Here is an 11,886-nt window from a genome sequence, read left to right as displayed (position 1 = left end):
AATACCGGTTTCCCGGTTCAAACAAAGTCTCGAATCAACGGTATGATGTGCTCCTTTTTGGTGAGCAATGGCTAAGCCAGCGAATAAAACCAGCACTGCACCCAAAGACAATAATATAGGAAATGACGGAATAACCTAGATTCCAGCCGTATTTATATTGAAACACATGAAATTGGACGGACACCCATTCCATACATGCCGTCAAAATAACCCACATCGCGATAAAAGCAACCAACGACCTCTTTTGATTGACCCACTTCGTCATAAAATGCGCGAAAAAATAACCGTATATAGGATAATTCATGGTGTAAATCAAAAAATCGAACCAATCATATCCTTTCGTATCCATCGTGTCATAGAAATCCCAAGGAGGGGAAATACCTAATCAGCAAATCTACGGTAAGGCCAAAAACAGAGTGAAACAGCATGATGCCGAGGATCACTTGCTTTGAAAACAATTTGGGCGTCCAATAAAGATGATAATATTACTCAGTTGGGGAATTCGGTTATTTTTGTGTACAATCCACCAGCACAATAGCCCCGCAAGCAGTTGAATGTAAATCATAAGCTCTTCCCTAGCAGCCAGGATGGAAATTCCTTCATATTATGTCCTATTTACATGGTTAATTATTCCTTTGTATCAGGTGAAGGAGAAGGCGCGTGCGGCAACAAAATAAAAAGGAGGGCCTGCTGTCGCAGACCCTCCCGGATCATCTATCAATATCCAACTTCAACCGACGCAATGACCACATATACCAAGTCATTGATATCTTCTTTATCGGCAAGAACAACACCGCTGGTAGTAAGCATACCCCCATCAACCACCTCGAAGGTTACCTCGCCGTAAGGCAATTCCGCTTTAACGACATCCAGGTCCAGCTTCTCCTTATCGGCAGGAACAGCCAGTCTTACATTCACCTTCATGTTGTTTATGTCGTTATTAGGAAGCACCGACCGCAGACCGGGCATGGAGTTATGGTGTATGGCATTCTGAACGGCCCTGACGGCTGCCTTGGTCACGTTTTGTCCATGCAGATCAATCCCCATACCGATTTCAATAAACATGACTTTATCCATTGTTCTATCCGCTCCTTTTACTATGCCGTTTCATGATTTTCATTGTCAAAGCTTGCGTGCGGCTCATTCTGACCATGACGGTTCCTCATCATTATACCTCACGAAATGAATTTGGGCCGTCCTATCGTGAAAAATAGGAACGGCCCAATATGTCTTTATACCCTGACTCATTCGCGGGGCGAGCTTTGATACTTCCATGAAGTTTTCCAGCGGTTAAGCCAATTTGGATTGACTGTCTTTATAAGAAGCCTCCAACCATTCATACATATGATCCATCGCTTGTTTGAAACGTTCTCTGGCCTCGTTCATCACCCCGTCCTTGGCCCGGGCAAATTCGCCGGCGAACAGCAGCCTTACGTTTTTATCTCTTGCCGTTATGTAATCATCCCAGCATTTATAGAGGTACTCGTAAGCGGCCCGGTCCTCCGAATCGGCCATCACATCGCCAAGCCGCACAAAGCTCCCTTTCACCCAAGCGTCCTGGTGGCCAAGCTCCTGATACCAGGCGTCAAGCTTGCTTCTATCGGTAATGTCAAATACCTTGATCATCATCACCCGGCATTGCAGAGCCGATTCGATCCAATCATGGGCCAATTGCTGAAACTTCCCTCCATGCCCTTGCTGTGGAAGCTTGAATTGGGAAACCGACGAGCGAAGCGAGAGCCCGCTGCGCAGAGCCTCCTTAATGAGTGTTCTCATGTCCTCTATCGTCGCTTGCTGCGTTTGAGCCGAAGCGAGTATTTGTTCGATTCCGGCTGCGGTTTCTTCCACCATGGCCGAGATATTCTGCATCGCCTCCGATACTTGGGAGGATGCATGTTCAATGCCGCGAATGCTCTGTTCTGTCTCCTGAATGGTACGGGTCGTTTGCGATAAATACGATACGATGACGTCATAGCGGTCATGCGCTTTGGTCATCACCTGCATACCTTCCTCTGTCGTATCATTCATTCGGCGCATACCTTCCTGCAGCTCATTCGTGCTTGCATTCACGCCGGCCAGAAGGAGCTCTATTTCCTTGACCGCATCCTTGGTTTGTTTGGACAGCTTGCCGATCTCCTTGGCTACCACCGAGAAGCCGCCTCCTTGCTCCCCGGCCCGGGCCGCTTCAATGCTCGAATTTAATGACAGCATCTGCGTCTGGCTCGAGACCTCCTGCACCAATTTAAGAATTGCGGATACTTGGGCTACCGTCTCGCGAACGGCTTCCGTTTTCTGCTGAACCATGGCATTCTCTTCGGTAACCTTACGCATCCGCTGCAAAGCGCTTGTCATTTCAGTCTGCCCTTCATGGACAAGGCCATTGAGCGTCTCGGCCGATTGCGACAGCTCTTGATGCGTTCCCTTAATCTTGATCAACAGCCGGCTCACGTCCGACATCTCCGCCGCAACCCCCTGCGTCCGCTCCGCTGAGTCATGAATGGCTTCAGCCATCTCCCTGATGGTGGCGTTCACTCCGGCGGCATGGTCGGTCACAATCTCCGAACGCGCCTCCAGCTCCTCCATTTTCTTATGCAGCCGCGAGGCCGAATTTTCCACGACACGAATGAGCGGACGCAGTCCTCGGACGGTTTTCAATACGAGAAGATCGAGCGGACCCATTTTTCTTAGCTCACCGACACCATCCTCCGTTAAATCACCTGCGGCGAGATTGGAGAGGAGCGCTTTGGTTTGTTGAAATGAGAATAAATTATGCAGCATACTCTTTCACTCACCCTTCATATCATCCGGGAATCATTGGTTAAAAGGCTGTACCCCTAGCCGCAATCGACTAGATGGTACAGCCGGTTTAATATTTCAAATTCAACTTACCAACTCACAGCATGCCGACCAATTTCTTCCTCAATAAGACAAACCGGGGGTCCTCCATCAGCTCCGCTTTCTGCCGTGGTCTTGGAATGTCTACTTCGATGCAGTCCAACACCTTGGCTTTGGGCCCATGACCCATAACTACGATGCGATCGGACAGCAGTATGGCTTCGTCCACATCATGCGTCACCATGACGACGGTCCGTCTGTCCTTCTCCCATATCCGTTCGAGCTCATCCTGCAATTCGCCGCGGGTTAACGCATCCAATGCCCCGAACGGCTCATCCAGCAGCAGTACCTTGGGATTAATAGCGAACGCTCTGGCAATCCCTACCCTCTGCTTCATCCCGCCGGAAATCTCGCCGGGCTTCTTATCCTTGGCGGCCGTCAGCTTCACCACATCCAGGTATTTGTTTGCCAGCTCCTCCTTTTCCGCCCTTGAAGCGGTCTTCATGACACAATCCAATGCAAACATAATGTTGTCAAAGACGGTCATCCAGGGATACAGCGCGTGACTTTGAAAGACCATGCCCCTCTCGATGCCCGGACCGTCAATCTTCCTTCCGTCAAGCATGATATGGCCCGTACTGCAATTCTCCAATCCGGCGACCATATTCAGCAGCGTGCTCTTCCCGCAGCCGCTGGGACCGATTAACGAAATAAATTCCCCTTCTTTAATATTCATCGAGATTTCATCCAACGCATCGAATGCTTTACCGCGGGTCTGATATGATTTGGTCACGCGATTGATTTGCAGCAGCGTATCAGTACTCATATTTGACCCTCTTTTCTACCATGGATAATAGGCGATCCAATACAATACCGACCAAGCCGATCAACACGATACAGACGATGATATTGGCAATATTGAGGTTGTTCCATTCGTTCCAGACAAAATACCCGATGCCCCTGCCGCCGATCAGCATCTCAGCAGCGATGATAACTAGCCAGGCTACACCAAGGCTGATGCGAAGTCCGGTTACAATCTGAGGAAGCGTTGCCGGAAGATAGACCTTTCTCACGACCATCCAGCGGTTCGCTTCCAGCGTGCGGGCTACATTCAGATATGTTTTGGGAATGCTGCGTACGCCGAAAATGGCATTAAGCAAAATCGGCCAAATACTCGAGATAAAGATGACGAAAATAGCCGTGCTTTGCGAGCTTTGAAAGAGCGCGAGTCCGATCGGCAGCCAAGCTAATGGAGATACCGGGCGCATGACCTGAATGAACGGATCGATCGCTTTAGATAATACGGCGGACATCCCGATCATGAATCCGAGCGGAACGGCTATGGCAGCCGCTAATAGAAAACCCGTCAAGACGCGTTGGATACTGGCCAGAAGATGAATGCCGATCCCGGCATCGTTGACGCCATTGCTGTAGAACGGATCACGGATCAGCTCAAAGCCCTGTGTCAAAATGAGACTCGGAGCAGGAATCAGCGGAGACAGCAAGCTGAGCGAAACAACCAGCTCCCATATGACGCCGCCGCTTAGGAGAATGAACAGGAACAGCAGGAATGCCTTCGTATTAATAGACACCGAGCTCCATGATGCTGAACCCGTTTTTTTCGACAAATCGGCCGATGCGGTCATTGATTTCGACGTGCTCATACCTATACCTCCTCTTCAGCCGCTTATTTGAGCAGCACTTGGGTCACTTTGCTTACATCAAAGTCTTTCCCCAAAATCTTTTCAATCTTGTAGTCGTCGGCAGGCGAATTGAAGCCTAACTCCTGCTGGGCCTTGCGAACATCAGCCGTACGGAACACTTCATCGGCAATTTTCGGATAATCCAGGTTTGTCTGGTTTTTCAGATAGCCCCAACGCTGCATTTCAATCAGCATCCACACCGCAAAGCTTTTCCACGGGAACGGATCGAAGTTGATCCGGTCGGGCACATCCATGGTTCCGCCTAACCCGGTATCAAATTTACCGGTCAGTACGCTTTTAACGACTTCCTCCGGCTGATTCAAATACTCTCTTGTCGAGATGGCTTTGGCAATTTCCTCACGGTGGTTCATGTCACTGCTGTAATTCGTCGCGTCAACGATCGATTTCAACAACGCATGGTAGGTTTGCGGATATTTATCGATGAATTCCTGCTTCACGCCAAAGGCGCAGCAAGGATGATTCGGCCAGAGATCTTTCGTTAATTTGAAAATATAGCCCGCCTTCTCATGCACCGCCCGCTGGTTGAACGGATCCGGTGCCAAGTACCCGTCGATGTTGCCGGTCACAAGCTGGGCCACCATATCCGGCGGACGCACCACGCGAATCTCCACGTCCGTATCGGGATTTAATCCGGCATCGGCCAGATAATACCGGAGCAGCAGGTTGTGCATCGAGTAATCAAAAGGTACGCCCAATACCATGCCTTTGAAATCCGCAGCGCTCTTCACCGTGTCTTTATATTTATTGGCAAGGGTAATCGCCTGACCGTTGACATTCTCAATCGCCGCCAGACGGGTTGGCACCTGGGCCGAGCCCAGACCAAGACTGAGCGACAGCGTCATGGGAGACAATAAATGCGCGGCATCCACCTCGCCGGCGATATAGGCGTCACGAATATCCGCCCAGCCGCCGTACTTTTTCACGGTAACGTTCAGGCCATGCTTCTTGTAAAACCCGATCGGAGCGGCCATAATGATCGGCGTTGCGCAAGTAATCGGAATGAAGCCAATCGTCAAATCCGGCTTTTCTACATTGGCTTTCACCAAAGATTCACTAGTGGACGTACCCCCTGAGGGCTGAGAGGAGCATCCGGCAAGGAAGGACATGAGCCCGCCGCTCACCAGGATGGCGGCACCCAGGCCGGCCGAGTACCTCATAAAGCTTCTGCGTGTCATGACGAGATCAAGATCCTTCACTTGACCTTGATAGGCTTTTAGTTCTTGCTCATTGGTAATCGGCGCGTCCGGATATTGATGGCTCTCATGCGTGCATTCAGGTCCGCATTGATGCTTGTTATGTTCGCTCATGGTTTACCCCCCAGATGGTTATTTCTCTACCGTATTTTTATCCGATTCTTCGAATACGCCTCTTGTTGAATCCTTAAATTCCCTCAGTGTGGTACCGAAGGATCGGCCCAGCTCGGGAAGCTTCCGGGGACCGAAAAGGATTAATACAACAAAGATGATCAAAAAAAGCCCGGGCAGCCCTAAATTGGCTAACATGCAACCATCCTCCTCTTCACCGCGAATTCCAAACCCCAGCTTTCAGAGCTTCTTCATCGTTACAGCTTTAAAATTTGCGATAAGGCAAGAACTTGCCATTCAAGGTAATCAGAACACGGTCTCCCTTCGGATCCTCTTTTTTCTCCATGTGCATTTCAAAATCAATAGCGCTCATGATGCCGTCGCCGAACTTCTCATTCAGAATTTCTTTGAACGCCGGACCGTATACCATGATGATTTCGTATAAACGGTATAATGCAGGTTCGGTTGGCGGCATTTGAATCGCATTCCCGCGAAACGGCGGTACAGTTAACGAAGTGACCGTCTCTTCATCTAATCCGAGAATCTCACCGGCCTTCTTTGCTTGCTCAGCCGACATCGTTGCTTGTCCCAGTAAAGCCGTTGTCACCCATACCTCTGCCGCTCCGACATGCTCGGCAATAGCCATCCAGGAAAGCTGCTTCTCTTCTTTAGCTTTTAAAATTTTCAAGGTACTGTTTGTTCTGTCCATTGACATAAACCCTCCATGTTGTAGTAGATTTTTTTGTAAATGTGCTTTTCTGAACTTTTTTAATGCTGAATTGTTGCAAACTTTCGATTTCACAGTGTATTATTAACTCAACCAACAACTTGTGTTATGAATTCTTACACCCCTATCTGCAACTTATGTTATAAATCCTAACACTTCTTTCGGCTATCAAACAGTATCTAAAAGTATACAAATAAGATATACGAAAGGATGTAAAGTGAGGGGAGAGGGGCCTTTTGATTCATTACCATTGTTTCGAGGAGACACATCCTCAAGGAGATCCTTTGTTTTCGGGCCGCCAGCAGGAGCTGGCCTTGTTCAGGGAAGTTCTGGGCAGCACCATTGCAGCCAGCATCATTAATGTGTACGGTACGGGAGGGATCGGAAAAAGCAGCCTGCTGAATGCCTTCCAGCAGTACTGCAGCCAGACCGGTTACTGCCCTATCGCGATCGAAGGTCACAGCTCCATTCAAACGCCTGCGGCGTTCTGTTCCCATGTTTTGCAGATGATCGGAAGATCATCCGCACAAGCGTCCGAGCCTGCCCAGGATGTGGTGGATGCGTGTATTCAGCAGCTCAACCGTTTAAACGACGAGCAGCCGGTCGTCCTGCTGATCGATGCCTACGAATGTATGGAGAGCATTGACAGCTGGCTGCGGGAGCATTTTCTGATTAGGCTGCCGAAGCGGATGATTACGGTCATCGCGGGCAGACACCCTCTCTCCGAAGCGTGGTATCTGTCTGCGGAATGGAGGAAGCGGCTGCTCTCCCTTCCCTTATCCGAGCTTAATTTTACTGCGGTCAGGCAGTTCTGCCATGTAAACGGCATTCATGATGAGCCGTCTATCATCCAATTATGGAATGAGACCAAGGGTCATCCATTGATGATGGCCGTCGCCGTCATCGCTACAGCTCACACGACGACGAATTCAGTGGAAGACGGAGCGCCGCGGGCACATCACATGGATTTTCTATCCTATATCGTTGAACGGTGGCTTCGCGAGGTCCCGGAGCAGAGCTATCGGAAGATTGTGGAGGCCGCTTCCACGCTGCGTTATTTTAACCAAGACATTCTCTCCCACGTATTGGACCGGGAGATCGAAACGATCGACTTTCGAAGATTAATACGCTACTCGTTTGTCTACAAAACCAGCCACGGCTGGCGAATCCATGACCTTTTGCGCAATGCCGTCATTCAAGACCTGAGCTCCAGATCTCCTATGCAATACGAGCATTACTTGATCCGCATCGTATCTTATTATTATGAAAGGCTCACCTCAGGCAAAAGGAACAACGAAACGATCTGGTTCGCCGGAGAGCTGATGTACTACATCGGCGGTCCCATTCCGCGCGCCTTCCTGCAAGGGCTGAACACGGTCCCCCGTTATTTCGACCATGCCTCTGCCGGGGACGCGGAGGCCATCAAGCACTACCTGCAAAAAAGAAATGAGGAGGCCCGCGATACAGTTATCCAGCTGTTCGATCCTTACAGCAACCGGAGCTTTCAGTTTGCGCAGACCGAGAAGCAAAGCCGTCATGCGTTGATGTGGGTGAACCTGAACGAGCTTCACGATTTCGGCATGGACTGCTTCCGTATCGTTAAAGATGCCCGGGAGCAAATCGTCGGTCTGGCCGTCATCCTTCCCATTAATGAAAAGACGTTGAATTACCTGCTTCAGCATCCGCTGTCGGCATCCTACTTTCAAGGTCTGGAGCCCGCTCAGCTTGCATCCTACTCGGTACCCGAGAGCACGCGCTCCGGATGGTTCATTCATACCATCGATATTGGAGATTTCGAAAATGCCGAGCTGCACTTTTCGATCGCCCATCTCATCATTTCGCTTGTATTTTCCGGTGAACGAATTGTCGTTTCACCGCCGCCTAACTCCTATTACACCGAAGCCCTGGAAAGCATGCTCTTTCAAAGGGCGTCTCACGGGTTCCATTTGAACTATGACGGGCAGACACGCTCACCAACCTACATCCTCGATACCCGAGGAGATCAATTGGTGGATTATCTGGATCACATGATGAAGCTGGCCGGAATTGAACTTATTACCCATCGGGAGTCGGAAAAACCGCAGCAAGAACCGCAGCAGGACGATCTCAAGCCTGCCCCGGGTATTCAACCCATTGTATTATCCGAAAGAGAGCAAACCGTTGCCGAGCTGCTGCGCGAAGGATTGACGAACGCCCAAATCGCAAGCCGTCTGCACCTCAGCGAGATTACGATCAAGAAGCATCTGAACGCCATGTTTCAGAAATTTGAAGTCACAAACCGCACACTGCTCTTAACCAAGCTGATGGAGCTTTACTGGAAAATATAAGGACCTGACGGATGAAGCTTCCGTCAGGTCCTCTGATTTATGCGTTATAACCTTCTGATTCTCGACCGAGCATTCGTTGACGCCGGTTTGCGGATCACCCTCAAGATGCCCATCATAGCTCCCTATTCTTCAACATTGGGACCTTAAGATTTCCTGCGGTCGTTAGTGCAGCAAAACAGGGCTTGGCCCATCACTCCGTTCTTTATGTAATATACTCTTCGAGATCACTCGAAGGAGGTATTCTTCTGATCATCCAGAGGCTGATTAAAGCAACGGGAAATAAGAATACGCCGGCAAAAAAGATCGAGCTGTTATAGCCGATATGATTGAGAATATAAGGCGAAAAATAGCTGGTGAAGGCCCATCCTAGCCAGCAGGATGCCGAATTGACCGAAGCGCCGGTACCTCTAGCCCGTGTCGGAAATGCTTCCGTAAACAGCCGCGGGATTACTCCCCAAATTCCTGCGCCAAAAAAGTTCCACAACAGATAGGCCGGAAAAAACGCCGCATAGCTGTTGGCGAATTGGGTCATCCAGATGGTGATGATAATCCCCAACGGAATAAAGATCGTATTGGCCTCGCGTATGCCTACCTTTCCGCTCAACCATCCGCAGGCAATGAAGCCCAGAATGCTGACAAGACTGCCGATGCAAGTAGTCCACGTCGCCTGTGCGGAATCGATGCCGAACGCGTGGTTGAGCCAATAAGGCGCAAACCAAATCAGCAGGCTGTACGATATGACAACGGCATTCATATAAATCCATATCAAAATCGTATTTCTCAGCAGCTCCCCCCTGAATAATTGGCGCAGCGGATATTTGACGGCTTCCTCACGATTCACTCTGAAGCTCATTTTTAAAGGCTCTGAGCCGGAATCGGGCAAATGACCGGATGATTGGGTACGAATGCGTCGCACTTCCTTGAAGCGTTTCGGCTCCTTCACATACAGGCGGATGACGATCACGATAAACGCGGGAATAGATGCAATGAAAAATGCGCTTTGCCAGCCTAAAGCAGGGATCACATACAAGGAGATTAACGTCGAAACGGCCGTTCCGGCCGGCCATCCGGCCGCCATAATCCCCACCAGCCATCCGCGGTGCTTGGCAGGCACCGATTCGACCAGGATGGTGGCTCCCACCGCATATTCCGCAAAAGCGCTGCCGGTGGCCAGCAGCCGGAAGATGACCAAGGATTCGACATTCCAGGACAGGCCGCTGAGAAAAGTTCCGATCGTCATAAAAATAAGAATCCACTGGAAAACGATTTTGCGGCCAAAGTAATCCATCAAGGGGCCGATAAAAAAGCTGAACACAATCGCAATCAAAAATCCTCCGGCCACGATCATGCCGAAGTTTTGCAGGCTAAAATTGAATTCCTCCATCAAATAAGGCCCGACGAAAAAGAATAAGGAGGCGTCGATGGCCGAGATCGACCAGCCCAAAAACGCCATAACGGCCAGAAATAGGTGATATCTGTTTAACTGCTGTTCATGCTTCATTAACCCGCCTCCTGTTAAGGCATATTTATTTGGCCAGCTTACGGAAGTTGTTTGGGGTGTAGAGCGTTTCTTTTTTGAACACATGAATGAAATACTTCACATCGTTAAAGCCGACGGCTTCGCTAACTTCAGAAACAGTCAGCTCGGTCTCGAGCAGCAGTTGTTTCGCTTTTTCCACCCTTTTTCCGGTCACGTAAGAGGTATAAGTCCCTCCTCTGCTATTAAAGATGTTGCTCAGGTACGGAGCCGACAGATTGAGGTGGCGCGCGACCGCTTCAAGCGATAAGGAGGCGTTCGAATAATGATCTTCGATATATTTGACGGCCTGCAGATAATAATTGGGCGCGCTTTTCTGACCGATGTTTAAGATTTCGTCTATAGTCGGATCAAGCGCTTGATGCCGCCACTGCTCCAATTCGTTTAATGTTTTCATATTCTTCAACTCGTGAAGCCACAATACCTGCTGAGGCATGCCGGAACCGGAATGCGATAAATATTTGCCGAAAAAAAGACACAGCTGAAAATGCACAACCCATTGCTGTTCAAAATACGTATAAGCACTCAACAGCTGCCCTACTTTTTGCCTAATCTTTTCTTTATCTCTGGACTGAAAGGCTTCCAAAAAATAAATTTCATCCTTATTGGATAAATGGATATCCTGCAGCAAATGACTTTTGGAGCTCACGCCGCTATGAACATTCATTAGATAGTCGTTTTCGGCTTCTTTAAGGGCCTGATAAAAGGAATGATCTCTGCCGGTTCGAATACCGCTCATACCGACGGTAGGATTGCCGTTTGCGCGAATCTCCGCCACCGCCTGGAGCATCACGGCCTCTTCGGAAGAGGACAGAATAAAATAGACATAGAAGGTCCCCAAGGGAAGGGAAAAGCATGCCACATCCCCGGAATCCCATTTTTCCATCAGCTCCTGATCTACCGGATGAATGGAAAAAATCAAGCAATACTGAGCATATTCCGGCAAAAGTCCGTTGATGACCTCACCGGCCGGATGATGGACGCGTTCATGGATGTAATCCTTTAATCTCCATTTCCATAGGCTGTCGCGTTCGGTTTTTTCCATATTCAGCTTCTGTATCATGTTCAAAACGGAGGCTTTGAGCTCATCGGGATCAATCGGCTTCAGGATATAATCCATAACCCCCTGCTTGATCGCATTTTTCGCGTATTGAAAATCATCATAACCCGAGATGATCAAATATTTGGGCGCGGGATCGATATGCTCCGAAAGCTTATCCATCAGTGCAAAGCCGTCCATCTTCGGCATTTTAATATCCGTGATCACCAGATCGACCCCGGAGTTGGCAATCATACCGAATGCCTCCTCCCCATTTCTGGCGCACCCCGCGAATTCGATTCCCATGTCCTCCCAAGGCAGGATCTTCTCCAAAGATTTTCTGATCCACGGCTCATCTTCCACAATAAGCAATCGAAAAATCGTACTCACTCC

General features: G+C 49.4%; 10 protein-coding genes. 1 reads left to right on the top strand and 9 read right to left on the bottom strand.

The window, feature by feature from the left end; translation table 11 throughout:
• Window positions 1–717: 717 nt before the first annotated feature.
• The 7 genes from ACZYR9_RS17980 to cynS form a co-directional block, all read right to left on the bottom strand.
• Window positions 718–1,077 (bottom strand): Lin0512 family protein, encoded by a 360-nt coding sequence (locus ACZYR9_RS17980; protein WP_488979874.1) that lies wholly within the window; start codon window positions 1,075–1,077, stop codon window positions 718–720.
• Between the two features lie 213 nt (window positions 1,078–1,290).
• Entirely contained in the window at window positions 1,291–2,778 is a 1,488-nt protein-coding gene (locus ACZYR9_RS17975) for a methyl-accepting chemotaxis protein (protein WP_488979873.1), read from the bottom strand.
• Between the two features lie 115 nt (window positions 2,779–2,893).
• Window positions 2,894–3,661, bottom strand: coding sequence for an ABC transporter ATP-binding protein (locus ACZYR9_RS17970; RefSeq protein ID WP_488979872.1), 768 nt, complete (start codon window positions 3,659–3,661; stop codon window positions 2,894–2,896).
• Complete coding sequence (gene ntrB / locus ACZYR9_RS17965; RefSeq protein ID WP_488979871.1) at window positions 3,651–4,499, bottom strand: nitrate ABC transporter permease; 849 nt, start codon at window positions 4,497–4,499, stop codon at window positions 3,651–3,653. Before ntrB ends, ACZYR9_RS17970 begins: the two co-directional genes overlap by 11 nt.
• A gap of 23 nt (window positions 4,500–4,522) precedes the next feature.
• The gene (locus ACZYR9_RS17960; RefSeq protein WP_488979870.1) at window positions 4,523–5,866 is read right to left on the bottom strand and encodes an ABC transporter substrate-binding protein; all 1,344 of its coding nucleotides are present in this window, start codon (window positions 5,864–5,866) and stop codon (window positions 4,523–4,525) included.
• Between the two features lie 18 nt (window positions 5,867–5,884).
• Window positions 5,885–6,061 (bottom strand): twin-arginine translocase TatA/TatE family subunit, encoded by a 177-nt coding sequence (locus ACZYR9_RS17955; RefSeq protein ID WP_488979869.1) that lies wholly within the window; start codon window positions 6,059–6,061, stop codon window positions 5,885–5,887.
• A gap of 67 nt (window positions 6,062–6,128) precedes the next feature.
• Window positions 6,129–6,572, bottom strand: a complete 444-nt coding sequence (gene cynS / locus ACZYR9_RS17950; RefSeq protein WP_488979868.1) for a cyanase — start codon at window positions 6,570–6,572, stop codon at window positions 6,129–6,131.
• Between the two features lie 254 nt (window positions 6,573–6,826).
• Between cynS and ACZYR9_RS17945 the strand changes: the two genes are divergently transcribed.
• On the top strand, window positions 6,827–8,917 hold the full coding sequence (locus tag ACZYR9_RS17945; protein ID WP_488979867.1) for a response regulator transcription factor: 2,091 nt from the start codon (window positions 6,827–6,829) through the stop codon (window positions 8,915–8,917).
• 202 nt (window positions 8,918–9,119) lie between these two features.
• On the opposite strand, the gene ACZYR9_RS17940 is transcribed toward ACZYR9_RS17945, so the two are convergent.
• The gene (locus ACZYR9_RS17940) at window positions 9,120–10,418 is read right to left on the bottom strand and encodes an MFS transporter (protein ID WP_488979866.1); all 1,299 of its coding nucleotides are present in this window, start codon (window positions 10,416–10,418) and stop codon (window positions 9,120–9,122) included.
• 25 nt (window positions 10,419–10,443) lie between these two features.
• A complete protein-coding gene (locus ACZYR9_RS17935; protein ID WP_488979865.1) occupies window positions 10,444–11,883 on the bottom strand; it encodes a response regulator transcription factor in 1,440 nt (479 codons plus the stop codon).
• Window positions 11,884–11,886 lie beyond the last annotated feature (3 nt).

Source organism: Paenibacillus sp. F024, from assembly GCF_057814255.1.
Note: the sequence above shows the minus strand (reverse complement) of the source record. Positions and strands in the feature narration are given on the sequence as shown.